Source organism: Actinomycetota bacterium, from assembly GCA_035697485.1.
In the GTDB taxonomy this organism is placed as follows: domain Bacteria; phylum Actinomycetota; class UBA4738; order UBA4738; family HRBIN12; genus JAOUEA01.
Genome location: DASSCU010000060.1, coordinates 1 through 22,684 on the forward strand (window position 1 = coordinate 1; position 22,684 = coordinate 22,684).

A 22,684-nucleotide genomic window follows, 5' to 3' on the forward strand; every position below is an offset into this window, starting at 1 on the left:
AGAAGGAGCGGTCGCGGTCATCACCGCGCTCGTGCTGGTCGCGCTGATGGCCGGCGTCGCGCTGACGGTCGACGTCGGCGGCCTGCTGCTGCGACGCCGTGCGATGGTCAACGGCGCCGACGCCGCCGCGCTCGCCGCCGCCCAATCGTGCGCGGACGCGACCTTGGGCAGTCCTGAGGCGATGGCCGACGAGTACGCGGCGAAGAACGTCCCGATCACCGACGGGGGACTCACCGGCGGGATCGTCAACGGCGTCGACCCCGAGAGCGGCCAGCAGTGGACGCTCAACTGCGGCGTCGACATCACCGGGCACGTATCGGTGCGCTACGAGAGCGACCAGTCGCTGTTCTTCGCGCCGGTGCTGGGCTTCGATCACACGTCGGAGGTGACCTCGCGTGCCACCGCCTCGTGGGGCGCGGCCGGTGCGGCCGGTCCGATCCCGCTGGTGATCTATCAGGGCTTCTTCCAGGGGAACCGGTGCGACGTGCCGAACGTGTCCGAGAACACCGTCTGCTACATCTGGGAAGACAACGACCTCTCCGGCGGCGGCAACTTCGGCTTTCTCGACGTCGGTGAGGGCTGGGACGTCGGCAAGGCCGATCAGTGCAACAACGTCGGCGGCGCCGACCAACTCGGTGGCTGGATCAGTGGCGCTGACCCCGCGGAGATCGTCGAACTCAACTATCCGAACGCCACGTGGGTCTGCACCCGCGAGAGCAACGGGGGGAACAACGTCGCCTGGCAGGCGCTCGAGGACCAGATCGGCGAGGTCCGCGACTTCCCGATCGTGGGCGTGTCTCCGGGCGACGGCGAGCCTGCCCAGGTCGGGACGCCACAGCCCAAGTACAACGTGATCGGGTTCGCTCACTTCGAGATCATGGGCGTGAACATGCCGAGCAAGAACACGCTCAGCTGCACGATCCCGCCCACCGCGACGCTCCCGTTCGACCTGATGGCCGCCTGCGCCCCGTCGGGCGGGACCTACATCGAGGGCAGCGCGAGCGGCGATCGAGGGGCGAGGCTCACCGTCGACGCGAACGGCGTGATCACCGCGTGGAGCCGGCAGCCGAGCGTCGTGACGTTCGAGACGACCGACTCGGCCGACTGCGGCGGCAACCCCGCCCCGAACTCGAGCGCGCACTGCCTCGTCCTGAGATGGAAGGGCTACGAGTACGGCGGAGGCAACCCCGGCGGGGGCGCCAACTTCGGCTTGCTCGCGGCGCAGCTCTGTGACCTCGCGTACGGGAGCTGCCTGGACCAGGAGTAGAGGAACGACGTCCGCTCCCCCCGGACGACGTCGGGGCCGGGTCCGTCAGGACCCGGCCCCGTCCATGTTCGGAGGCTCGCGCCTCAGGCGCGTGGCGAGTCGAAGAACGCGGTCCAGTCGGCGTTGGCGCCCTCGCCGGTTCCCACGATGAACTGCTCGACCATCTCCCTGGCCATCTCGTCGGTGAATTGCACCGGGGGCGACTTCATGAAGTAGGCGCTCGGGCCGATGATCGGGCCACCGATGCCGCGGTCCTTCGCGATCTTCGCACAGCGCACCGCGTCGATGATCACGCCGGCCGAGTTCGGCGAGTCCCACACCTCGAGCTTCATCTCGATCGTGAGGGGAACGTCGCCGAAGTTGCGGCCTTCCAGGCGGATCATCGCCCACTTGCGGTCCTCGAGCCACGGCACGTGGTCGCTCGGGCCGATGTGGATGTCGTCCTTGTCGAGCGGCTCCTCGAGCTGGCTCTGCACCGACTGGGTCTTCGAGATCTTCTTCGAGACCAGGCGTTCGCGTTCCAGCATGTTCTTGAAGTCCATGTTGCCGCCGAAGTTGAGCTGATAGGTACGGTCGAGCTCGACGCCTCGGTCCTCGAAGAGCTTCGCGAGCACCCGGTGCGTGATCGTCGCGCCGACCTGGCTCTTGATGTCGTCTCCGACGATCGGCACGCCGGCGTCGGCGAACTTCTTCGCCCAGACCGGGTCGCTCGCGATGAATACGGGCAGGGCGTTGACGAAGCCCACGCCCGCGTCGATCGCGCACTGCGCGTAGAAGCGGTCGGCGTCCTCGGAGCCCACGGGCAGGTAGCTCACGAGCACGTCGGCCCGCGTGTCGCGCAGCGTCTGCACGACGTCGGCCTCGGGCACTTCGGACTCCGTGACGATCTCGCGGTAGTAGGTGCCGAGTCCATCGAGCGTGCGGCCGCGCGAGACGCTCACGCCGAGGGGTGGCACCTCGCTGAACCTGATCGTGTTGTTCGGCTCGGTGAAGATCGCCTCGGCAACGTCCTTGCCGACCTTGTTCGCGTCGACGTCGAAGGCGGCGACCACCTCGACGTCTCGGACGTGGTACCCGCCGAGCTCGACGTGCATCAGGCCCGGCACGCCGTCCGCGGGGTCGGCGTCCTCGTAGTACGTCAGGCCCTGCACGAGCGACGACGCGCAGTTGCCCACGCCGACGATCGCGATACGGACGGTGCTCATGAGGTGTGCTCCTTCCTGCTGAGGACCGCCGTGCGGCGGGTCCTCGCGCCCCCTCGTTCGGTGTCGTTTCCAAGGCGTCGTTCGGCCTTGTCACGTTCGTTACGGATCAGGTCGTCGATCCACTCGATGTCGGATCGGGTTGCGGCCCGCCCGTGTTCCATGACGGCGAGCCGGTAGTCGTCGGCCTCGTCGCGGCCGGCGTCGATCGCAGCATCGAACGACGCGTGCCGCTCGGTGAGCGCCGCCCGGCGCCGCTCCAGCAGCCGGATGCGCGTCTCGGGCGGCAGGTAGCGGAAGAACGCCAGCCGCACGCGGAAGCGGGCGTCCTCGCTCGAGGTGTCGCCGGCCGTCTCCTGCAGCAGCTCGAGGAACGTCCGCTCACCCCCGGCGGTGATGCCGTAGACGGTCTTGCGGCGGCCGCCGGTGGGCTCGCCGGTGATCGGCGCCACGAGGCCGTCGCGCTCCATGCGACGCAGGGTCGGGTAGAGCGAGCCGTAGGAGACCCGCCAGAAACCGCCCAGGGACTCACCGAGCTCTCGGGAGAGCTGATAACCGTGCATGGGCTGCTGCTTCAGCAGGCCCAGGATCGCGAGTTCCAACATCCGGACAGGGACCCTCCGTTCGATGGATGCCTCAGGCCGATATATCGACCATACATATCGGTTCGATATATGTACCGCGTGAACGCCACGCCGTCAAGTCGCGGGGTCCCGGGCTGACGCGCTCGAGCCAGATCGGGGGCGGTCGTGGACCGTCGTGAGTTCCTCCGGCGGTCGGTCGCCGGACTCGCGTTTCCCGGGGTGTCCGCGATCCTGGCCTCGTGCGACCCGGCGCCGCCCGACGGGAACGTCGACGCGGCGCAGCGAACGTCCACGGCGGACGCCCGATCGTTGGCCCCCACTCCACCGATGGGATGGAACAGCTGGAACGTGTACGGCCCCGGCATCCATGAGGGCAGGATCCTCGCGACGGCCGACGCCATGGTCGACAGCGGGATGCGCGATGCCGGCTGGGAGTACGTGTTGCTCGACGACGGCTGGCAGCGGGTGCGCGGACCGCGCTTCCTCCACGACCTCGAGCACGACCCCGACAAGTTCCCCCGAGGGATCGGGTTCCTCGCCGACTCCGTGCACGAGCACGGCCTGAAGCTGGGCATCTACTCCGGCCCCGGGGTCGAGACGTGTGCCGGGTATACGGGTAGCGGCGGCCACGAGCGGGAGGACGCGGAGCTGTCGCCTCGTGGGGCGTCGACCACCTGAAGTACGACTCGTGCTGCTGGCCGGGAAAGGGAGCGGCAGATGTCGTCGACCTGCACCGCACGATGGCCAACGCGCTCCGGGCCACGGGTCGCGACATCGTCCTGCACGTGTGCCATTGCGGCTGGGACGACGTATGGACCTGGGCTCGGGAAGTCGGCGGACAGCACTGGCGGATCGGGCAGGACATCACCGACGACTTCGATCTGCCCGGGCATCGGGGGGGCTACTACTTCGACGTGCACGACATGATCGACCGCGGGGTAGGACTCGAGGAGTACTCGGGCCCGGGGGGTGGAACGACTACGACATGCTCGTCGTGAACCTCAGGGGGGAAGGAGCGCTCGTCGGGGACGGCGCCACCCGAGAGGAGTACCGTACGCACTTCTCGATGTGGTCGATCCTCGCGTCACCGCTGATCATCGGGAGCGACCTGACCGATATGGACGACGACACGGTCGAGACGCTGACGAACGTCGAGGTGATCGAGCTGAACCAGGATCCGCTCGGGATCCAGGCCGCCCGCATCCGTAAGGACGGTGACATCGAGGTGTTCGCCAAGCCCTTGGAGAACGGCGACCAGGGGGTCGCGCTGCTGAACCGCGGTCTCGCCGAGGCGGAGATCGGTGTCGAGTTGCAGGATCTCGGGGTCGACTGGAGCGCTGCCACCGTCCGCGACCTCTGGGGCACATCGCGACCTCGGGTCGTCGGTGAGCGGATCGCGACGCACGTCGGGCCTCACGAGTCGACGATGCTGCGCCTCTCACCCCAATGATCCCGGCCCGGTTGTCGATTCGCCGCTCGATCCGAGGGAAGATGCTCCGACGAGCCGAACCCGGAAGGCGCCCGCCGATGCTGCAGACGATCCGTGTCCCTGACGACGTGCGCGACCAGCTCAGGCTGCTCGCCGCGATCACGGAGGTCGACGAGGAGGAACACCTGCGACGCGCGATGCGTGGCTACCTCGAGACCTCCGGACGGGAAGCCGAGGTCCGGGCCTTCACCGACCGTGCGCGCGAACGCTATCGCCGCGTGCTCGACCGGTTGGGGGAGTTGTAGACCCTCTCCGCTCGCTCGCCGTGGACGACGTGCTGACGATCGCGCAAGCCGAACTCGGCCAAGGCGTGTCCGTCGACACCGAGAGGGTGGTGGAGGCGCTGGCCGAGCCCCTGCGCCGCGAAGACGGGCGTGAGCTGTACCCCGGGGTCGTGCCGAAGGCCGCCGCGCTCCTGCTCGCGATACTTCGCCTTCGACCGTTCGGACCGGGCAACGCCCGGGTCGCGTTGCTCGGAACGGTCGTGTTCCTGCACCGGAACGGGCTCGACCTGCAGGCCCACGACGACGAGTTGGTCGCGCTCGTGGCGGTCGCGGCGACCGGGGAGCTCACGGCGCTGCAGACGGCCGCCGCCTTCGAGCGATTCGTGATTCGACTCTCCCCGGCGCCCGAAGACGACGCCTGAGGTCCCGGCGTCAGGTCCCGGGGCGCCGGTACTCGGCGACGTAGGCCGGGATCGAGGTCCGTTCGTCGAGCAACGGGTCGGGGATCGGCTCGCCCACCACCGTGCGCAGGGGCAGGATGCCGGCCCACACGTCGAGGGCGAGGTCCTCGTCGGGCTCTTCGGGGAACCCCTCGCTGACCTTCGCACTGCACTCGTCGAGCGCGACCTTCACGAACGTCGTCTGTTTCAGCTCGACGTCGGTGGGGGGGCGTGCGTCGGCGCTGCGACCCGGGGCGACGTGATCGGTGATCACGTCGAAGACATCGGCGAGCTCGTTGCGGTCGGTGACCTCCTCGGCGCGGCCGTACACGACCACGGTGCGGTAGTTCATCGAGTGCTCGAACATCGAGCGCGCGAACCGGATGCCCTCGACGATCGTCACGGCGATCGCCACGGGCAGGCCCCGCTTGATCGCGCGGAGCGTGCTCGAGGCAGCCGAGCCGTGTACGTAGAGCGTGTCGCCGACGCGCGCGTGGATCGTGGGGATGATGCGCGGGTCGCCGTCGTCCCCGACCCAGGCGAGGTGACAGTAGAGGGCCTCGTCGAGGATCGCGTGCACGCGCTCGCGCTCGTACACGCCGAGCTCCGGGAGGCGGCGCACGCGCGTGCGCGGCGTCGGTGCCTGGCTACTCATGGCCGTGGGAGCTCCTCTCCGGACGAGGGGATGTAGGTGGGGACGTCGATCGATGCTCGGAGGTCGGGCGACGGGGTCGGTGGCCCGATGACCGTGCGCAGCGGAAGCGTGCCGGCCCACACGTCGAACGCGAGGTCCTCGTCGTCGTCCTTCGGCGGGCCGGTGCGCACCTTCGCGCTCGCCTCGTCGATCGGCATCGCGAGGATCAGGGTCTCGCGCCAGTCGTCGTCGTCGGGCTCGGCCGCGTCGAGCTCGCGCCCGGGCAGCACGTGCCCGGTGATCGCCCGCGCGGCAGCGTGCAGCTCGTTGCGTCCGGTCACCTCTCGCCCACGTCCGAAGAGGACGACGCTGCGGTAGTTCATCGAGTGCGCCGGGGACGTGCGAGCGAGCACGAGCTCGTCGACCACCGTGGCCACGACGCAGACCTCTGCGCCGGCGGCGACCGCCTTCCATGCCCGGGCGCCGCGCGAGCCGTGCAGATAGAGCGTGTCGCCGATGCGCGCCTGGATCGTTGGGAGTGCCCTCGGCCCGCCCTCCTCGTCGACCCAGGAGACCGTGCACAGCAGGGCCTCGTCGAGCACCGCGTGGATCGTCGTCGGGTCGTGGTCACCGCGCTCCGGATGCCGGTGGATGCGGGTGCGATCGCTCGGGGCCTGGGTCATGGCCCAGGATGCTACCGGGACACCTCGAGGCGCATCCTCCTCGCGGCCCGGTCGAGCGCGCCGAGCAGCGGGCGGCCCAGCACGAGCACGAGCACGGCGTTGCCCACGGCCCGGAACGTGTCCCATGCGAACGAGCTCGCGGCGTAGAACGTCAGGTAGTGGCGCAGGTTCGTGGCCACGTCGGCGGTCGGGTCCCAATCGAGCGCGGTGCCGGTGGTGAGGAACGGCCACGACCACAGGTTCATGATCACGCCGAACAGGTACCCGGCGACCGCCCCGTACGCGGCGAGCCACCCGATGCGCACCGGCCACGTCGTCTTCGGGAGCAGCCCGGCGCCCATGCCGACCCACCCCACGGCCACCATCTGGAACGGCAGCCACGGACCGAGCCCGCCGAGGAAGAGCCCGCTCGCGAACGTGCCGACCGCCCCGAGCAGGAAGCCGAAGCCCGGACCGAACGCGTTCCCGGCGACGAGCACGACGATGAACATCGCGCTGAAGCCGGCGACGAACCCGGGCAGACGCAGCGCGACCATCGCGGCCCCGAGCACGCCCAGCAGGGCGATCGTCTTCGGACCGAGGCCGCCACGCCCGAGCTCCACGAAGAGCACAGCGCCGAGGCAGATCACGAGCACCGCCAGGATCACGGGGCCGTCGTTCGCGTGGTTCTCGTTCACGCCAGGGGTGACCGGCAGCACGAACGGCCAGAGGAACGCAAGCAACCCGACGAGGTTGACGACGATCAGGGTGGCCAGGCGCAGCCGGCTCCCGCCGGTGAGCGCTCGAGCGCGCGCGGAGAGCCCCGGTGCCGCCGCCGGGCTCGCCGGTCGTCGCGTGGTGAGGCGCTCTTCCCGGGTGATCATGCGAGTGCCCCCGCGACCTGCTCCGGGGTGAGCCACCCTGCGCCGAAGGCGCGTGTCATCTGCGGCGCGAACACCGTCGAGTCGCCGAGCACGAGGCCGGGGTCGCCGTCGGCGATCACCTCGCCCCCGGCGAGGATCACGACGCGGGTGGCGACCGCGGCGGCGAGCTCCACGTCGTGGGTAGCCACCATCGCGACGCCGCCACCTGCGGCGTGCGAACGCAGGAACCCGGCCAGCCGTTCCTTCGACGAGGGGTCCAGTCCTCGAGTCGGCTCGTCGAGCAGCAGCACGGGCGCCTCCGCCGCCGCGATCGCGGCGGTCGCGACGAGCAGGCGCTGCCCGGCCGAGACGTCGCGGGGGTGCATGGCGGCGAGATCCGCGATGCCGAGCGCGTGGAGCACCGGCACCGGGTCGTCGAAAAGCTCGCGGGCCTTGCGGGTGGCCCGTACCTCGTCGCCGACGGTCTCGGCGAAGAGCACGACCTCCGGTTCCTGCGGGCACAGGGCGACGTCGACGCCGGGTCTGGGCGGGCGGCCGTCGACCTCGATCGAACCGCGGGAGGGTTCGTGGACGCCGACGATCGACCGAAGCAGGGTCGTCTTGCCCGCCCCGTTGCGACCCATGACGGCGACGACCTCCCCGCGACCCACCTCGAGGTCGATGCCGCGCAGCGCGATCGACCCGCCGTGGTGGGCGTCGAGACCGGCGACCCGCACGAGGGCCTCTCCCGGGGTCGCCGGCGAGGGTGTCCCTTGGATCGCCGTCGCCGGAAGCTGGAAGCGGGCGAGCGGGCCGCCGAGCCGTCGCGCCTCGCGCACCGTCAGGGGCACCGGATCCCAGCCAACGAGCCGGCCCAGCCGGGCCACGGGCGGCCCCATCGCGAGCCGGCGGATCACGTCGGCCGGTTCGCCCTGCACGACCGCCCCCACTTCGAAGCCGAGCGCGAGGTCGACGAATCCGGCGACCCGTTCCAGTCGGTGCTCGGCGAGCAGCACCGTCATCCCTTGGTCGTGCACGAGCCGCTGCAGGGCGGCGACCACGTGCTCGGCGCCCTGCGGGTCGAGCTGGGACGTCGGCTCGTCGAGCACGAGGATGCGGGGTCCGGCAGCGAGCGCCGCCGCGATCGCGACCCGCTGCTGCTCGCCGCCCGAGAGGGACCGCACGCTGCGTCGCCGCAACGGCTCGATGTCGAGCAGGTCGAGCATCTCCTCGACCCGCCGGCGCATGTGCACCGGGTCGACCCCGAGGTTCTCCATGCCGTAGGCGAGCTCGTCCTCCACGCGGTCGAGCACGAACGACGCCGCAGCGTCCTGGGGCACGTAGGCGACGGCGTCGGCGAGGGCGCGCGGGGCGTGCTCGAGCGTGTCGCGCCCGTCGACGACCACACGCCCGGAGAACCGGCCACCGGTAAAATGGGGTACCAGGCCGTTCGCTGCCCGCAGGAACGTCGACTTGCCGGCGCCCGTGGCCCCGACCGCGAGCGCGAACGTTCCCTCGTCGAGCGAGACGGAGGCGTCGTGCAGCGCGGGCCGGTCGGCGTCGGGGTAGGAGAAGAAGACGGCCTCGAAGCGCAGCGCGCTCATCGGGCCGTCCCTCCATCGTCGGGCGACGGCCGGGGCAGGAACGCGGGCACGACCAGGAGCCCGATCGTCGTGATCAGGCGCGGGTCGACCTCAGGCCAGGTGAGCGGGAACGTCGACGGGTGCAGCTCGGGCGAGCCGGTGAACGCAGCAACGAGGAACACGCCGGCCGCGATCGGCGACGTGGCGACGACGACGATCGCGCCGATGGTCCAGCGATCGGGCCGGTAGCGGGAGCGGCGGCCGCGCCCGTGCCCCCGGGAGTCCATGCTCTCCGCGAGCGTCACGGCTTCCTCCATGCCGGTCTCGAGCACGGGCACCGCGAGCGTGTGCAGCGCCCGCCAGGCCGAGGGGTGCATACCGCGCAGGCGCTGCGCCTCCCGCACGCGCCCGACCATCGAGATCGTGCGGGGCGCGATCGACAGCGCGAGCGCCGCGGCGAGAGCCGGCTCGTGGAAGCGCCGAGGCGCGAGCCGCACGACGCCGAACGGATCGGTGACGGCGTTGAAGGTGCCGAACACGATCAGCAGCGTGGCGAGCCGAGCACCCTCGAGCGCGGCGAACGCCACGCTGCCGGCGTCGACCGTGCCGAGGAAGACGAGCGCGGTGCGCACGGCCATCGTCGCGAGCCCCGCGATCGCGAAGACGCGGAACGATCGCTCGGTCGGGCCGGGCACCAGCTGCGCCGCGTAGACGAACCACGACACCGCGACGACGAGGCCGAGGTAGAAGGGGTCGGTCGTGGTGAACGCGACGAGTCCCGCGCAGGTCGCCCAGACGATCCACGCGGCCGGGTGCACGCTAGCGCCCCCGAGCGTCCCGTCGGCGCACGGTGAACCACGCTGCGAAGCCGAGGCAGCCGATCAGCGCGAGCGCGACCAGGGCGCTGAGGGGCGGGCCTCCGCCGTCCGGGCTCGAGTCGGAGGCGAGGGTCGCGACGTCGGCGGCCGGGGTCGTCGGCGCCGCGACCGGAGAGGACGTCTCGGCATCGGTCCGCTCCTGGGCGTCACCGCCGCCGCCGTCACCGTTCCCTGACCCGCCGCCACCCTGGGCCGATCCTCCGGCACCCGACCCCGCCACCGCGCCGTCTCCGTCGCTCGGGTCGTCAGTGGCGCCACCGCCCCCGGAACCCGGGCCGCCACCACCGCCACCGCTTTCACCGCCCCAGCCGCCGCTGGAGCCTCCGTCCCCCCCGCCGGATCCCCCGCCAGATCCCCCGCCGGATCCTCCGTCCCCCCCGCCGGATCCGCCCCCGCCACCGTCGTCACCCGGCGGGGGCTCGGTCGCGGCGTCGCAGACGTCGTCGATGGAGAGCGCCGGGGGGGCGGGGTGCGTGGCGCCCGAGTCCCCGGAGCCCCAGCTCCAACCTTCGACGTCGCCGTCGCCGATCGAGGCGCTCGCGGCTCCCGATCCGGCCCACGCCCATCCACCACCGCCACTCCCGTGCCAGTAGCCCCAGAAGTCCGGGTAGTCGGCGAAGCAGTCGCCGCCGGTCGGGCCGATGCCGGCGAGCTGGCAAACGGCCTGCCCGCCGAAGCCGAGCCGGTACTGCAGCCCGTGTTGCGCCGACGCGAGCTGGATCAGCCGCAGGCCGCTCACGGACTGGGCGTCGAGTGCCACGCAGTAGCTGAGCGTCTGCCCGCCGGTGCTGACCACGAGGGCCGCGTGGGGCGTGTCGGCTCCCTCGGCCGCGCACGCTACGGTGGACCCGGCCGCGGCGGGCACGAGCGCCGGCACCAGCAGGACGACGCCGACCGTGACCGATCGCAGGGTGCGGAGCATCTGCGCTCAGCAACCTCTCGACGGACCCGCGCCCGCGCCCGGACCGAGGATCGGGAAGGCCCTGCGCAGCACGCCGGGGATCGCGCCGATCGTTGCGCCAACGTCGGGCGGGCCGGGCACGTCACCGGTGTAGTTGAAGGACCACGCGCCGCAGTCGAGGTCCTGGAGCGCTCGCAGCGCCGCCAGACCTCCCGACGGGATCGCGCGATCGGCGGCCTCGTAGGCCTGGATCACGAGCGCGGTGGAGTTCGCATCGGTGCCGAAGCCGGACGTGTACCCCCACCCGCCGTGCGTCGCGTCGCGCGAGTCCGCGAAGAACGGGAACGGGCTCACCCCATAGCCGTTGCGCCCCACGTGCTCGAGCGCCATCACGACGTAGGCGGTCGTGTTCGTGTCGGCCGTGAAGAAGTCGTCCACGGAACCGTCGAAGCAGTCGTCGTCGTCGATGCTCGAGTCGTAGGGCGCGTCGTAGGCCCAGCCACCCGACGGGCACTGGGCGTCGAGCAGCCATCCGGTCACGGCCTTGCTCGGACGGAGTCCCGCGGCCTCGAGGGCGAGCACGGCCAGAGCGTGGTCGAACACCGCCGATCTCCCGATGTGACCGTCGTCGCGGATGCGCGAGCGGAGCCGCCCCACGAGGTTCTCCCCGCCGAACGACCGGGGGTCGCGTCCCGCGGCGACCACGGCCTGTGTGACCTTGGCCACGAGGCCGATGCCGTCGATGTTGCCCCGGCGCACCTGCGTCCGCAGGTAGGCGAGGGCATCCGCCATGGCTCCCGCTCGAGCCTGCGCGGCCACGAACGACACCACGGCGTCGGCGCTCGAGCCGATCGGCGAGAACGCCGGGATCGAGCCGTTGGGCTTCTGCATCGAGGCCACGAACGCCGCGCCGGCGCGGGCTCGTCGCTGGTCGGTGATCGTTCCAGCGCTCGCGGGGAGCGCGAGTAGCACGATGGCGGTGGTGACCGCCGCGACGATCCGTCGTCGCATCGGGTCCATCTGGGCGACTCCTTCCCGGGCGTCCTCGCGCCCTGTCGGAACGCTCGGAACCCGAGGAAGGGGGGAGGCGCGGGGCCGGTGGGGCGCCCGGCGGCCGACCTCCCCGAACCTCGAGGGAGCGTTCAGCCTCGCGTCACGCAGGGCGGCCTGGCTCGTCCGCTCAGGGACCCTTCGGCCTTCGAGCGGACCTACAGTTGCGGGACAGCGCCGGAATCTGACCGGCTTCGCCTGTGTGTCGCGGTACTTGACCGCACGCTAGCAGAGGTGTGCGCGGGTCTGCTACCGATGCACGGGTTCGGGAGCGATCCCGATCACAGCTTCGGGTCAGCCGAGCCTGGGGGGTTCGTCTCCGCCGGATTCCCCCTGCAGGAACCGCTCGATCTCCGACGCCAACTCGTCGCCCGAGGGCACGTGCTCGTCGCCCGCGATCGACTCCAGGCGCTCGAGGTACTCGCGGGCCTCCTCGTCACCCCCGACGGCGGCGTCGAGCCGCTGCCGTTGGGCGAGCGCCTCATCGGGCAGCTCGCCGAGGGGCAGCTCGACTCCGATGTGACGGCCGAGCTGCTCGAGCAGGGCGATCGCGCCCGCGGCGAACGAGCCGCCGACGTAGTGGGGCACCTGCGCGTAGAAGCCGACCGTGGGGATGCCCGCGCTCGCCACGGCCATCTCGACGACCGAGAGCGCTGCCGCCGGCACCCGCAGCAGGCCCTGTGGGCCCTGTTCCACGTCGTCGTGCAGCAAACCCTCGCTCGAGGCTGTGCCGAAGACGTGCACCGGCCGGGTGTGGGGCACGGCGGCCGGGACGGCGCCCATGCTCACCCACTGCACGACGCCGAGGCGGAGGGCCGTCTCCATCACCTGCTCCCCCAGCTCGCGCCAGCGGAAGTCCGGCTCGGGGCCGTGCAGGACGAGCAGGTCGCGGCCGCCCTCGGGCCGTCTCGCGATCGAGAGCTGCGGCCAGTCGAGGCTCGAGAGGGTGCCGTCGACCACATCGAGCACCGGCCGGCGCGAGCGGTAGTCGAACAGGGCGTCGGCGTCGGCCGTCGCGATCGTGTCCGTGCCGTCGGCCAGTCGCTCCGCCGCACCGGATGCCGCCCCGCCCGCGTCGATCCAGCCGTCGAACGCCCCGATCAGCACGGGAGCGCTGAGCGTGGGCACGTCGTCACGCAGCCGGAAAACGGTCATCGCGAACAAGGATAGACCGCACCGCGTGCGGACTGGTTCCCGTGTGCTCGCCGAAGCAGGAAGCTAGCCGGCCTTGCGCAGGTGCTCGATCTCGCGCTGGATCTGCTGCTCGCTCGGCTCGCCGAGCCGGTACGTGTCCCACGCGTGGAACCCGATGCCGATGCCCCAGCCCAGCAGCAGGAAGATCGGCCAGAAGAAGCCGGCGCCCGTGACCGCCCAGATGCCTACGAGCATCGCGTTCACCAGGACGTAGGCCAGCAGGTGCGCGTGGAACTCCTGCTTCTTCTCGATGCGCTCGAGCGCGCGTTCACGCAGGGACTGATCGGGCGCGTCGGGGAGACGCTCGTCCTTCATCGCCTTCACCTCCACCGCCATCCTCTTCGTCGCGCCGGGGTCGCGCCCATGCGCATCGGCCCGCCGTGCCAGGGTCCGTCGTCCCGATCTCGTCCGGCTACCCCCAGAACATGCGGTCGGGGTCGGCCGCCTCGAACAGCACGACGACGTTGCCCTCGCCGAGCCCGAACGCGCGCACCACCGCGGCGCCGACGGTCTCCAGCAAGGCTGGGGCCTCGTCGGGCGGCCGGTTCGCGAAGACCCGCACGATCGCTGGGTGGGTCTCGGCGGGCTGAGCCACGGGCGCATCGGTCCCTTCCGCATAGTGACCCGGGGCGATCGGGCGGTGGATCGCCCAGGCCCCCCCTGGGGTCCTCGCCCAGGAACGCGGCCACCTCGGTGGTCACCGCGCCGAGCGCGGCGGACACGTCGCGGTCCTCGCCGGGAGGCAGGGCCGCGATCTCGATGATCGGCACCTCACGCCTCCCCGTCGCCCACGATCGTCTTCAACGTCGCCATCGCGTTCATCGCCGGCGGGAACCCCGCGATCGTCGCGGTCTGCAGGATCACCTCGCGGAGCTCGTCGGGCGAGAGCCCGGCCTTCAACGACGCCCGCAGGTGCTGCGGGATCTGCGACGATCGCCCGAGGGCGACCAGCGCCGCAACCGCGGCCAACTCCCGGTCGCGTGTCGACAGACCCGGCCTCGTGTACACGTCGCCGTAGACCGTCTCGACGATGATCCGCCCGAGGTCGCCGAGGCCCTCCACCGCGCCGAGCGCCTTCTCGTCGTGCACCTCGAGGAACCGCTCCCGGCCCCGCTCGTACCGGTCCTGATCCATGTCCCCCCCAGCATCGTCCGTCGGACGACCACCGTATCGCCCGAACGTCCGGGACCGGCTAGGGTGGCGACCCATGGCCGCCCGACCCTCCGCGCGTGGGTTCGACGACGCCTACATCGGCGTGCCTCCCTGGGACATCGGACGTCCACAGGGGGAGGTGCTCGCGCTCGTGGGCGCGGGCGAGTTCCGGTCGCCGGTGCTCGACGTGGGATGCGGCACGGGCGAGAACGCGCTCGCCCTCGCCGCCGCCGGCCTCGAGGTGCTCGGCATCGACGCATCCCCGCGCGCGATCGGGAAGGCGATGGACAAGGCGCGCGAGCGCGACCTCGCGTCTGCGGGCTTCCTCGTCGCCGACGTGTTCGGGGTCGGCGGACTCGGGCGCAGGTTCGCCTCGGTGCTCGACTGCGGGTTGTTCCACGTGCTCGACGACCACGAACGGCCCGTGTACGCGGCGAGCTTGCACGAGGCCCTCGAGCCCGGGGGCGTGCTGCATCTGCTGTGCTTCAGCGATGGCGAGCCGTCGGGGTGGGGACCCCGCAGGGTGGGGGACCGGGAGCTGCGCGAGACGTTCGCGGTGGGCTGGCGGGTCCACGAGATCGTGGCCACCGCCTTCGAGACGAATCTGGAGACGGGCGACGTGCGGGCGTGGCGCGCCACCGTCGAGAGGGGATGAGCGCGACCGACGCGTCGCCCGAAGCCGCGATCGAGGTCGCCGGGCTCACGAAGCGGTTCGGCGACGTCACCGCCGTCGACGGGCTGTCGTTCACCGTCCCACGCGGACGGGTGACCGGGTTCCTCGGGCCCAACGGCGCCGGCAAGACCACCACGATGCGCGTCGTGCTGGGGCTCGCCGAACCGACCGACGGAGAGGCCACGATCCTGGGCAAGCCTTACGCCGCCCTCGACCGCCCGCTCGTGCACGTGGGCGCGATGCTCGAGAGCACGGGCTTTCACCCCGGGCGCACCGGTGGCGACCACCTGCGCATCGCGGCCAGGGCCGGGCGCATCGGCACGGAGCGGATCGACGCCGTGCTCGACCAGGTGGCCATGCGCGAGTACGCCGACCGCCGCGTGGGCGGCTACTCGAGCGGCATGCGGCAGCGGCTGGGTCTCGCGACCGCGCTCCTCGGCGACCCGGTGGTGCTCGTGCTGGACGAACCCGGCAACGGGCTCGATCCCGCCGGCGTCGCGTGGCTTCGCGGCTTCCTGCGCGCGTTCGCCGACGCGGGTCGTACCGTCTTCGTCTCGAGTCACCTGCTCGCCGAGATGGCACAGACCGTCGACCGGCTCGTGGTGATCGACCGCGGGCGGCTCGTGCGTGAGGGGCCCGTCGACGCGATCACGTCGTCGGTGGCCCGCGACGTGATCGTGCGATCGCCCGACGCGAAGAGGCTCGGCCGCTCTCTGGAAGCCGCGGGGGCGACGATCGCGGCGGGCGAGGACACCGCCGCGATCTCGGTGTCGGGCCTGCCGATCGAGCGGGTCGGCGAGATCGCGGCGACCGAGGGCGCGGTGCTGCACGAGCTGCGGAGCCATGAGGCGTCGCTCGAGGAAGCGTTCCTGCATCTCACCGGCGGCGAGGGCGACGATGGACCGCCTTCGATCCCGCCGCCGCCGGAGGTCACACCGTGAACGCCGTGGGCCGCCTCGTCGGCGTCGAGGTCGCGAAGGTGCGCACCACCCGCCTGTGGATCGGACTGCTGCTCGGCGCGGTCGGCCTCGCCGCCCTCGGCGCGATCGCGACGCTCGCGATCGCGGGCACGCCGGACGGGCTGGAGGCCGGGCTGACGCCGATCGAGACCATCGAGGACGTGCGCGACTTCGTCGCCACGGGGTCGATCGCCGGGGTGTTCGCGCTGGTGCTCGGGGCGACCGCGATGACGACCGAGCATCGTCATCGCACCCTGTCCGGCACGTTCCTCGCGACCCCGACGCGATGGCCGGTCGTCGTGTCGAAGGTGATCGCGTACGCCATCGCGGGCTTCGCGTTCGGGGTGGTCGGCGGCCTGATCCCGCTCGTCGCCGTCGCTGTCGAGTTCGCGGCCGGCGGCGAGATGGTGCCGTTCGGGACCTCCGTCGCCGTGGCGGTCCTCGCGGTGGGTGCCGGCGCCGCGTTCTCCGGAGCGATGGGCGCGGCAGCGGGGGCGGCGCTACGCAGCCAGCTCATCGCGATCCTCGGGGTGCTCGGCTGGACCTTGGTGGTGGAGTCGCTCGTCGGGGCGATCCTGCCCGCGACGGTCAAGTGGTTCCCGTTCTCCGGGCTCACGAACTCACTCACGCAGAGCGAGGTCGATCTCCTCCCTCCGGCCGCGGCCGGCCTGATGATGGCCCTCTACCTCGCGATCGCGCTCGCCGTGGGGCTTGCGGTCACGATGGTCCGGGACGTGGAGTGACGTCGCGGCACATGCCCGCCGAGGCGACGACCCGCTCGCCGCTCACGCGGTCAGCGTGTCGGCCCAGCCGGTCACGAGCAGCGCGTAGAGCAGAGCGGCGTTGATCCCGAGGTCGAACAGCAGCCAGGGGTTGAAGTAGAGCAGGGCGACGACGAGGCCGATCGCCGAGGCGGTGACGGCGAGGGGCACCCAGACCGCCGCGCCGAACAACAGCATGATGCCCGCTGCGACGAAGACGGCCGCGGCGCTCGTGGCCAGCGCCACGCTCACACGGTGCGGCGCCGCACCCGACCCGAGCAGCCACGAGTGGTCGGCCTGGAACGGCGCGTCGATCTTCGCCGGCGCCAACCACACCGCGAGATGCACCAACCCGTGGATGATCAGGAAGGCGGCGAATACGTACTCCCACATCTCACGCCTCCTTACACGCGGAAGGTCCTTTATTCCGAGCCTCGCTCGCCCGAAGGGGCGCGACGACGACCGAGCGGCCCCACTTCTCGGGGCCGGGTGTCCGTCGCTTCGGGAACGTCAACGCGCCGCGACGGAGGCCGCACACGCGGTGCCGACTCGTCGGAATCCGACCCTCGTGTACACCCGGGCCACATCGTCGTCGTCGGCCGACAGGAACACGGTGCCGACTCCCCGCTCGAGGGCGTCGGCGACCAGCGCGCAGGTCACGGCGGCCCCGAGGCCGCGCCGTCGGAACGTCGGGAGGGTCGCGACCCCCACGATCTCGCTCGCACCGTCGAGCGGTTGGTGCCATCCCACGGCGGCGACGACGCCCGTCACCCGTGCCGCCGCAGCGACGGTGAGGCCGGCGAGCATCCGGCCCCGCTGGAACGCGATCGTGTCCGGGTTCTGCGCGGCGGCCGCGGCGGCCGCATCGGCAGGGCCCAGCGAGCCGGTGGCGGTGCCGGGCGCGGCGAAGGCCACCTCGGCGACGGCGCTGAGCGCGGCGAGGTCGTCGTCGGCGTCGACGATCCCCACCTCGACGCCGTCGGGCACGTGTTGGGTTCGGGCGTGGTCGTCCAGCACCATCAACGGGTGGTCGACGATCCGCATGCTCTCGGCCGCGACGGCAGCCCCCACGTCGGGTGCGAGCTCGCCGATCCACTCGAAGGCCTCGGGCTGCGACAACGCGCGCTGACGGCCTCGCACGGCGCGGACCGCCTCGGCCGTGAACCCCGTCGCGCCGGGTGAGGGTCTGGCGTAGTAGCGCCATCCGTGGCCCTCGTTCAGGAACAGCGTGAACGGGCCGATCGCCTCGGCGCGGGCGCCGGTCCTGGGCGCCGCATCGAGGTAGGCGTCGATCCGCCTCAGCAGGTCGAGGTCCGCGGGCATCTCGGCGCGCAGCCTATCCCGGACCGCGCCGAACGCGAACCATGTTCGGGCGAGGTCGGATCACGTTCGTCTCGTGAGGGAGGAGGAAGCGGCGCCATGGCCTCATCCGTACGCCCTAGGCCGAAGGTCTCGATCCGCCTCGTCCGTACGGAAGGGGACTGTTCCTTTGCCCCGCACCCCGTGTAGCGTACGCCTGGAACGGTACGCGCTCCCGCGGCCGCATCGCGTCGAGCGTCGCGCCGACGGCGAAGGAGAGGCCCCTGATGACCCGATACCTGTGCGCGCACCCCGGCCACGAGCGGAAAGGGCGGGCCCGTGCGGTCGATGTGACCGCGCAGGTTCGTCTCGAGCGCGAGTTCTTGCCCCGAGAGTCCGCCTACCTCGCGTCGACCGACGACGTGATCGCCAGGGTTGCGGCGCTGCGCACCGGTGACCCGGTCGACCGCCTCGCGCAGGTTCGCCGCGTGCTGACGGGCACCACGGCCCCGATCGACGCGCCGGTCGTGCTCGCCGCGAGCGCGACCAACCGCGTTCCCGGGTTGTACGAGCTCGACGAGCTGCGGCGCAGCGACCCCGCGATCGAGCGTCTGATCGATCGGCGGTTCCAGGCCACGCCCGGCGCCGACGACGTCGTGGTGCTGAGCGACGCGGAGCCCACGCCGACGACAGGAGTGGCATCACCGACGACGGAGACGCTGACCGCCACGCAGCTCGAGCAGGTGCAGCGGGCGCGAGTGCTGCCACAAGGGCTGTTCCCGGTGATGGAGCTCTCGGCGCGCATCGCCGACGCGCAGCCCACCGACGAGGCGATCGTCGAGGCGATCAAGGCCACCCCGACGGCGGGGGCGCCGCTCGACGAGCGGACCGGTCCGTGGCGCGTGGTGATCGAGTGCCCGAGTCCGGTCGGAGCCCCGCCCGTGAACCATCGCGTGATCTTCACCGGCACCGGCGACCACGAGCCCGCCGAGGTGCTCGGCACCCCCGCGGTCGGGTGGGACGTCGCGATCGAGGACGCCGCGAGCGTCGACCTCGCTCCTCCCACGCCGAGCCGGCGAGCGGAACGGCGCCTGAAGGCGGTGCTGATCGCCGAGCTCGTCGTCGCCGCGCTCGTGGCGGGGTTCGCCTGGGCCTCGGGCGCGCTCGCGCACGCGGTGCGGGAGACGCCCGGATGGCTCGGCTTCGCGGCGACGATCGGAGTCGCGGCCGTCGCGATCGGCCTGATCGGCCTGCTCGGCCGCAGCGACGCCGATGGCAACGCGAACGACACGTTCGTGCTGCGTCGCCACTACGCCAGCCGCACCCAGATGCTCGCCACCTCGACGATGCTCTCGGCGGGCATCTTCGCTCTTGCGCTGGCGTCGGCGATCGTGCCGCCGGTTCTCGACGCGGAGCCGCCCGTGCCCGCTCCGGCCATCACGTTCGCGGCCGGCAACCGGGTGGTCACCGCGACGGTGCAGGTCGACGGGCGCGATCTCGCGACCGACGACATCGTGACCGTGGAGATGCGCCAGTACTCGGCCGAGGAAGCCGAGGGCGTCCTGATCGGACGGGTCACCGCGACCGGCGACTCCGCCGGCCGTGTGCTGGTGAGCGAGGCGATGGCGCTGGACCGTGAGGCGCGCTACATGAGCGTGCTCGTCACGATCGGCGACCGGTCGGCCGAGACGTGTACGCCTGCGGGCGCGAGCGGTACCGGGTGCACGGTCGTGTCGGTGCCCCCCTTGGGAGCGGGCATCATCCGGTTCGTGCCCACCGAGTCCCTCGATGCGCTACTCGAGGAGACCGTCCCGACGGCGAGCCCGACCTTGTCGCCGTCGATCGCTCCCACCGCGGCTCCGTCGCTCACGCCGAGCGCGGTCACGCCGAGCGCGGTCACGTCGATCTCCCCCCAAGCCTCGGTCTCGGTGTCGCCGGCCTAGCGGTCGACCGCGTCGCGCGCGTGGCTCTGTGGTCGGTCGCGTCCCTCGGCTGGGGGATGCGGCCGCACTACCGTCGTTCGGACCATCGGCCGAGTACATCTCAGCCTTGTTCCCGATGTGGGGGCCCTCGACGGCTGACAGTGTCGGGGGATGCAGCGGGAGCGGGAGGAGGCGGTCGTCGACGTCGCCCGCGGCGTCGTCTCGATCCCCGACATCGCCACCGCCGGCGAGGTCGTCGACCGCATCCCCGAGGGCATCGACTGGCGGTTCGAGCCGGACTGGGACGGTCTACGGGTCACCGCTCGGCTCGGACCCGGCGCCGCCCGTCTCGTCTCCGACCGTCGCCGGGCGTTCGACCGGTACTTCCCCGAGGTCGTGCGTTCGCTGGCGACCCTCGAGGCAGGCGCGGCCATCGTGCGGGGGTCCTTGGTGGTGGTCGGTCCCGACGGTCTCGACTTCGCGTCGGTGCGCCGCCGGCTGCTCCCGTCGCCGTCCGTGGTGGCGAGCCTCGCCGAGTCGACGCCGGCGACCCTGGTCCTCACGGACGTCATGACGCGAAGCTCGACGGATCTCAGGGCCCTGCCGCTGGCCGATCGTCGCCGAGCGCTCGAGGGCCTCGCGGGTGAGCTCGGCCTCCCGCTCGCACCGACGAACCTGCGGCGCATCGCGCCGGGAGCACCGTTCGTCGTGACGCCGCAGACCCTCGACCGCGCGACCGCGCGCGCGTGGCTCGACGACCGAGACGCGACGGGCCGCGACGGTCTGATCGCACGCCACGCCGATGGGATGCGATGGCTGCGGGTGCGGCGCGTCCGGACGGCGGCTTGCGTGGCGACCGGGTACCGGCACGCCGGCTCCGGCGTGGGCTCGATCCGCCTGGGGATGTACGACGGGGGACGACTGGTCGACGTGGGACGCACCGTCGCGTTCTCCCGTGCGCCCGTGCGCCGAGCTGCGGCCAGCGCCCTCGCCCGGGTCTCGCCGGGCGGCGCCGTCATCTCGGTGGGCGCGGACTGGGTCGAGGTGCTGCCCGCGCTAGCCTGTGAGGTGCGGTACGAGCGATTGCGGGGCAACCGGTTCCGCCACGCCGTCACGTTCGTCCGGTGGCTGCCCGATCGCGACCCGTCCACCTGCACGATCGACCAGCTGCGGCACTAGTCCAGCGCAGACTAGTCACGAAGATGTAACGATCAACCGTATCGGCACCGTGGCCACGGGGGGCGACGGCGACGGTATGCCGCACCTCACCTCACAGGGATCGGTCGTGCTCACGACCGATGGCCGTCACCTGCTCGCGACCAACGCCGCGAGCGACGACCTGAGCGTGTTCGCCGTGGCCGACGACGGCGCGGTTGAACTGCGCGACCGGGTGCACGCGGGCACCGCGCCGAAGAGCGTCGCCGAGCGCGACGGGCTCGTCGTCGTGTTGGGGACGGGGAAGCCCGGCATCTCGTCGTTCCGTCTGCACGAGGGCGGTCTCGCGCCGGTGCCGGGGGGCGATCAGGCACTCGCGGCGAGCGACGCCGATCCCGCGCAGGTCTCGTTCGGCCCCGATGGCTCGCTGATCGTGATCAGCGAGCGTGGCATCGATTCGATCGTGACCTACGAGGTCAAGGCCGACGGCACGTTCGGCACGCCCCGCACGATCGCGTCGCAGGGACCGAGGCCGTACGGGTTCGCCTTCACGTCTGGCGGGAACCTCGTCGTGACCGAGGCCTTCCGGGCGGAGCGCGGTGCGGCCGCCGCCTCGTCCTACGCGCTCGTCGACGGTTCGCTCGCGCCGCGGAGCGGCTCGGTGGGCAACGGCCGCAGCGAGATCTGTTGGGCGGTCGTCACGCCCGATGACCGGTTCGCCTTCACCACGAACTTCGCCGACGGCGCGGTCTCGCGGTACGCGATCGCGGGCGACGGCTCGCTCTCGTTGGAAGACGCCACTGCGGGGATCGCGGTCGACGGCATGACCGGGCTGCGAGACGAGGGCCTCACGCGCGACGGTCGCTTCCTGTACGCGATCGACGCCGACGGCGCCCGCGTCTACGGCTGGGCCGTGGGTGAGGAAGGCGCGCTCGAGCCGATCGGGTCGTGGGACGGCGTGCCGGCCACGGTCGCCGGGCTCGCGGCGAGCTGATCGGTAGGGGACGAACACGCGACTCGACCCGATCTACACCGCCCAGTGGGCCGCGAACCCCTTCGGCACGTCTGCCTGCGCCAGATCGATCACCTGTCCCCGACGTCCTGCATCGCGTCCACTTCCCGTGTGCCCCAGCATGCATCGCGCCGATCCGGCTCCTGAGGTCTCGCTGACCGGTCCGACCGGGACGAAGGTCCCGGACCCACCCGAGGCCATCGTCGGAGGTGAGCGGGGCGAGGTCACCCTACGATGGATCCCATGACTCGTCGGCTGCCTCGCTGGATCCGCTGGGGGTTCGTGGGGCTGCTCGGTGTCTTCGTCGCGATCCAGTTCGTGCCGTACGGGCGGGACCACACGAACCCTCCGGTCACTCAGGCGGCGGCGTTCGCCCCGGGGCCGAGCCTCGAGCTCGCCCGGGGTGCCTGTTTCGACTGCCACAGCAACGAGACCGTGTGGCCCTGGTACACGAACATCGCCCCGGGGTCGTGGCTCGTGCAGCGCGACGTCGACGAGGGGCGCGCCACCTTGAACTTCTCGGAGTGGGATCGCCCCCAGCCCGAGGTGGACGAGCTGCTCGACGTCGTGGCCGACGGTGACATGCCGCCAGTGAGCTACACGTTGATCCATCCATCCGCCCGCCTGACCGATGCGCAGCGCGCGACCCTGCTCACCGCGATGGAGCAGATGCTGCGGGACTCACCGCCGATCCAAGGCGAGGGCGAGCCCGAGGACGAGCGGTAGATCTCCTGCCGACCGCGGGGAACCGGCCCGATCGCGTTCCGAGAGGCGGCTCAG

At 71.8% G+C, this 22,684-nt stretch carries 28 protein-coding genes and 1 riboswitch; of the genes, 13 read left to right on the forward strand and 15 right to left on the reverse strand.

The window, feature by feature from the left end:
• The coding region (locus VFI59_15090; protein HET6715016.1) for a pilus assembly protein TadG-related protein at positions 1–1,267 on the forward strand (1,267 nt) is incomplete at its 5' end.
• Positions 1,268–1,350: 83 nt separating this feature from the next.
• Here VFI59_15090 and VFI59_15095 read toward each other — a convergent pair.
• Together VFI59_15095 and VFI59_15100 are read right to left on the reverse strand one after the other, a co-directional pair.
• The gene (locus VFI59_15095; GenBank protein HET6715017.1) at positions 1,351–2,472 is read right to left on the reverse strand and encodes an inositol-3-phosphate synthase; all 1,122 of its coding nucleotides are present in this window, start codon (positions 2,470–2,472) and stop codon (positions 1,351–1,353) included.
• Positions 2,469–3,074: a PadR family transcriptional regulator gene (locus VFI59_15100; GenBank protein HET6715018.1), complete on the reverse strand. Its 606-nt coding sequence runs from the start codon at positions 3,072–3,074 to the stop codon at positions 2,469–2,471. Before VFI59_15100 ends, VFI59_15095 begins: the two co-directional genes overlap by 4 nt.
• A gap of 144 nt (positions 3,075–3,218) precedes the next feature.
• Here VFI59_15100 and VFI59_15105 point away from each other — a divergent pair, with 144 nt between their 5' ends.
• The 5 genes from VFI59_15105 (at position 3,219) to VFI59_15125 (ending at position 5,188) form a co-directional block, all read left to right on the forward strand.
• Positions 3,219–3,731, forward strand: coding sequence for an alpha-galactosidase (locus VFI59_15105; GenBank protein HET6715019.1), 513 nt, complete (start codon positions 3,219–3,221; stop codon positions 3,729–3,731).
• Positions 3,728–4,051, forward strand: coding sequence for a hypothetical protein (locus tag VFI59_15110; protein ID HET6715020.1), 324 nt, complete (start codon positions 3,728–3,730; stop codon positions 4,049–4,051). The genes VFI59_15105 and VFI59_15110 overlap by 4 nt, the downstream gene beginning before the upstream one ends.
• Positions 4,039–4,503 carry a hypothetical protein gene (locus tag VFI59_15115; GenBank protein ID HET6715021.1) on the forward strand — a complete coding sequence of 155 codons (465 nt, stop codon included), beginning with the start codon at positions 4,039–4,041 and terminating at the stop codon, positions 4,501–4,503. The genes VFI59_15110 and VFI59_15115 overlap by 13 nt, the downstream gene beginning before the upstream one ends.
• A gap of 77 nt (positions 4,504–4,580) precedes the next feature.
• The gene (locus VFI59_15120; protein ID HET6715022.1) at positions 4,581–4,787 is read left to right on the forward strand and encodes a hypothetical protein; all 207 of its coding nucleotides are present in this window, start codon (positions 4,581–4,583) and stop codon (positions 4,785–4,787) included.
• Between the two features lie 20 nt (positions 4,788–4,807).
• Complete coding sequence (locus VFI59_15125) at positions 4,808–5,188, forward strand: type II toxin-antitoxin system death-on-curing family toxin (protein ID HET6715023.1); 381 nt, start codon at positions 4,808–4,810, stop codon at positions 5,186–5,188.
• Between the two features lie 10 nt (positions 5,189–5,198).
• Here VFI59_15125 and VFI59_15130 read toward each other — a convergent pair whose 3' ends face one another.
• From VFI59_15130 to VFI59_15180, 11 genes are all read right to left on the reverse strand, one after another.
• Positions 5,199–5,861, reverse strand: a complete 663-nt coding sequence (locus VFI59_15130; GenBank protein ID HET6715024.1) for a pyridoxamine 5'-phosphate oxidase family protein — start codon at positions 5,859–5,861, stop codon at positions 5,199–5,201.
• The gene (locus VFI59_15135; protein HET6715025.1) at positions 5,858–6,523 is read right to left on the reverse strand and encodes a pyridoxamine 5'-phosphate oxidase family protein; all 666 of its coding nucleotides are present in this window, start codon (positions 6,521–6,523) and stop codon (positions 5,858–5,860) included. Before VFI59_15135 ends, VFI59_15130 begins: the two co-directional genes overlap by 4 nt.
• An 11-nt stretch (positions 6,524–6,534) precedes the next feature.
• The gene (locus VFI59_15140; GenBank protein HET6715026.1) at positions 6,535–7,386 is read right to left on the reverse strand and encodes an ECF transporter S component; all 852 of its coding nucleotides are present in this window, start codon (positions 7,384–7,386) and stop codon (positions 6,535–6,537) included.
• Positions 7,383–8,969, reverse strand: a complete 1,587-nt coding sequence (locus VFI59_15145) for an ATP-binding cassette domain-containing protein (GenBank protein HET6715027.1) — start codon at positions 8,967–8,969, stop codon at positions 7,383–7,385. The genes VFI59_15140 and VFI59_15145 overlap by 4 nt, the downstream gene beginning before the upstream one ends.
• A complete protein-coding gene (locus VFI59_15150; GenBank protein HET6715028.1) occupies positions 8,966–9,766 on the reverse strand; it encodes a hypothetical protein in 801 nt (266 codons plus the stop codon). Before VFI59_15150 ends, VFI59_15145 begins: the two co-directional genes overlap by 4 nt.
• Before the next feature lies 1 nt (position 9,767).
• Positions 9,768–10,748 carry a hypothetical protein gene (locus VFI59_15155; protein ID HET6715029.1) on the reverse strand — a complete coding sequence of 327 codons (981 nt, stop codon included), beginning with the start codon at positions 10,746–10,748 and terminating at the stop codon, positions 9,768–9,770.
• A 6-nt stretch (positions 10,749–10,754) separates the two neighbouring features.
• A complete protein-coding gene (locus VFI59_15160; protein ID HET6715030.1) occupies positions 10,755–11,747 on the reverse strand; it encodes a hypothetical protein in 993 nt (330 codons plus the stop codon).
• A gap of 123 nt (positions 11,748–11,870) precedes the next feature.
• A riboswitch (cobalamin riboswitch) is annotated at positions 11,871–12,020 on the reverse strand.
• 51 nt (positions 12,021–12,071) lie between these two features.
• Positions 12,072–12,932, reverse strand: coding sequence for a PAC2 family protein (locus tag VFI59_15165; GenBank protein HET6715031.1), 861 nt, complete (start codon positions 12,930–12,932; stop codon positions 12,072–12,074).
• A gap of 63 nt (positions 12,933–12,995) precedes the next feature.
• On the reverse strand, positions 12,996–13,301 hold the full coding sequence (locus tag VFI59_15170) for a 2TM domain-containing protein (GenBank protein HET6715032.1): 306 nt from the start codon (positions 13,299–13,301) through the stop codon (positions 12,996–12,998).
• A gap of 82 nt (positions 13,302–13,383) precedes the next feature.
• Complete coding sequence (locus VFI59_15175) at positions 13,384–13,566, reverse strand: hypothetical protein (GenBank protein ID HET6715033.1); 183 nt, start codon at positions 13,564–13,566, stop codon at positions 13,384–13,386.
• A gap of 176 nt (positions 13,567–13,742) precedes the next feature.
• Positions 13,743–14,105 (reverse strand): carboxymuconolactone decarboxylase family protein, encoded by a 363-nt coding sequence (locus tag VFI59_15180; protein ID HET6715034.1) that lies wholly within the window; start codon positions 14,103–14,105, stop codon positions 13,743–13,745.
• A 73-nt stretch (positions 14,106–14,178) separates the two neighbouring features.
• Between VFI59_15180 and VFI59_15185 the strand changes: the two genes are divergently transcribed.
• From VFI59_15185 to VFI59_15195, 3 genes are read left to right on the forward strand one after another with little or no spacing between them, the layout of a single operon-like run.
• Complete coding sequence (locus VFI59_15185; protein ID HET6715035.1) at positions 14,179–14,778, forward strand: class I SAM-dependent methyltransferase; 600 nt, start codon at positions 14,179–14,181, stop codon at positions 14,776–14,778.
• Complete coding sequence (locus VFI59_15190; protein ID HET6715036.1) at positions 14,775–15,737, forward strand: ATP-binding cassette domain-containing protein; 963 nt, start codon at positions 14,775–14,777, stop codon at positions 15,735–15,737. Before VFI59_15185 ends, VFI59_15190 begins: the two co-directional genes overlap by 4 nt.
• Positions 15,734–16,498, forward strand: coding sequence for a hypothetical protein (locus tag VFI59_15195; protein HET6715037.1), 765 nt, complete (start codon positions 15,734–15,736; stop codon positions 16,496–16,498). Before VFI59_15190 ends, VFI59_15195 begins: the two co-directional genes overlap by 4 nt.
• 42 nt (positions 16,499–16,540) lie before the next feature.
• On the opposite strand, the gene VFI59_15200 is transcribed toward VFI59_15195, so the two are convergent.
• Together VFI59_15200 and VFI59_15205 are read right to left on the reverse strand one after the other, a co-directional pair.
• Positions 16,541–16,909: a hypothetical protein gene (locus tag VFI59_15200; GenBank protein HET6715038.1), complete on the reverse strand. Its 369-nt coding sequence runs from the start codon at positions 16,907–16,909 to the stop codon at positions 16,541–16,543.
• Between the two features lie 117 nt (positions 16,910–17,026).
• Positions 17,027–17,839 (reverse strand): GNAT family N-acetyltransferase, encoded by an 813-nt coding sequence (locus VFI59_15205; protein ID HET6715039.1) that lies wholly within the window; start codon positions 17,837–17,839, stop codon positions 17,027–17,029.
• Between the two features lie 263 nt (positions 17,840–18,102).
• On the opposite strand from VFI59_15205, the gene VFI59_15210 reads away from it, so the two are divergent.
• From VFI59_15210 to VFI59_15225, 4 genes are all read left to right on the forward strand, one after another.
• Positions 18,103–19,758 (forward strand): hypothetical protein, encoded by a 1,656-nt coding sequence (locus VFI59_15210; GenBank protein HET6715040.1) that lies wholly within the window; start codon positions 18,103–18,105, stop codon positions 19,756–19,758.
• Between the two features lie 150 nt (positions 19,759–19,908).
• Positions 19,909–20,916: a hypothetical protein gene (locus VFI59_15215; protein ID HET6715041.1), complete on the forward strand. Its 1,008-nt coding sequence runs from the start codon at positions 19,909–19,911 to the stop codon at positions 20,914–20,916.
• Complete coding sequence (locus VFI59_15220) at positions 20,801–21,886, forward strand: beta-propeller fold lactonase family protein (GenBank protein ID HET6715042.1); 1,086 nt, start codon at positions 20,801–20,803, stop codon at positions 21,884–21,886. Before VFI59_15215 ends, VFI59_15220 begins: the two co-directional genes overlap by 116 nt.
• 261 nt (positions 21,887–22,147) lie before the next feature.
• Positions 22,148–22,630, forward strand: a complete 483-nt coding sequence (locus VFI59_15225; protein ID HET6715043.1) for a heme-binding domain-containing protein — start codon at positions 22,148–22,150, stop codon at positions 22,628–22,630.
• Positions 22,631–22,684 lie beyond the last annotated feature (54 nt).

Coding starts and splice junctions, on each gene's coding strand:
- VFI59_15185 (HET6715035.1), top strand. CDS start 14,179: ATGGCCGCCCGACCCTCCGCGCGTGGGTTCGACGACGCCTACATCGGC.
- VFI59_15145 (HET6715027.1), bottom strand. CDS start 8,969: ATGAGCGCGCTGCGCTTCGAGGCCGTCTTCTTCTCCTACCCCGACGCC.
- VFI59_15190 (HET6715036.1), top strand. CDS start 14,775: ATGAGCGCGACCGACGCGTCGCCCGAAGCCGCGATCGAGGTCGCCGGG.
- VFI59_15210 (HET6715040.1), top strand. CDS start 18,103: ATGACCCGATACCTGTGCGCGCACCCCGGCCACGAGCGGAAAGGGCGG.
- VFI59_15205 (HET6715039.1), bottom strand. CDS start 17,839: ATGCCCGCGGACCTCGACCTGCTGAGGCGGATCGACGCCTACCTCGAT.
- VFI59_15160 (HET6715030.1), bottom strand. CDS start 11,747: ATGGACCCGATGCGACGACGGATCGTCGCGGCGGTCACCACCGCCATC.
- VFI59_15120 (HET6715022.1), top strand. CDS start 4,581: ATGCTGCAGACGATCCGTGTCCCTGACGACGTGCGCGACCAGCTCAGG.
- VFI59_15165 (HET6715031.1), bottom strand. CDS start 12,932: ATGACCGTTTTCCGGCTGCGTGACGACGTGCCCACGCTCAGCGCTCCC.
- VFI59_15130 (HET6715024.1), bottom strand. CDS start 5,861: ATGAGTAGCCAGGCACCGACGCCGCGCACGCGCGTGCGCCGCCTCCCG.
- VFI59_15135 (HET6715025.1), bottom strand. CDS start 6,523: ATGACCCAGGCCCCGAGCGATCGCACCCGCATCCACCGGCATCCGGAG.
- VFI59_15095 (HET6715017.1), bottom strand. CDS start 2,472: ATGAGCACCGTCCGTATCGCGATCGTCGGCGTGGGCAACTGCGCGTCG.
- VFI59_15155 (HET6715029.1), bottom strand. CDS start 10,748: ATGCTCCGCACCCTGCGATCGGTCACGGTCGGCGTCGTCCTGCTGGTG.
- VFI59_15215 (HET6715041.1), top strand. CDS start 19,909: ATGCAGCGGGAGCGGGAGGAGGCGGTCGTCGACGTCGCCCGCGGCGTC.
- VFI59_15100 (HET6715018.1), bottom strand. CDS start 3,074: ATGTTGGAACTCGCGATCCTGGGCCTGCTGAAGCAGCAGCCCATGCAC.
- VFI59_15200 (HET6715038.1), bottom strand. CDS start 16,909: ATGTGGGAGTACGTATTCGCCGCCTTCCTGATCATCCACGGGTTGGTG.
- VFI59_15180 (HET6715034.1), bottom strand. CDS start 14,105: ATGGATCAGGACCGGTACGAGCGGGGCCGGGAGCGGTTCCTCGAGGTG.
- VFI59_15225 (HET6715043.1), top strand. CDS start 22,148: ATGACTCGTCGGCTGCCTCGCTGGATCCGCTGGGGGTTCGTGGGGCTG.
- VFI59_15115 (HET6715021.1), top strand. CDS start 4,039: ATGCTCGTCGTGAACCTCAGGGGGGAAGGAGCGCTCGTCGGGGACGGC.
- VFI59_15140 (HET6715026.1), bottom strand. CDS start 7,386: ATGATCACCCGGGAAGAGCGCCTCACCACGCGACGACCGGCGAGCCCG.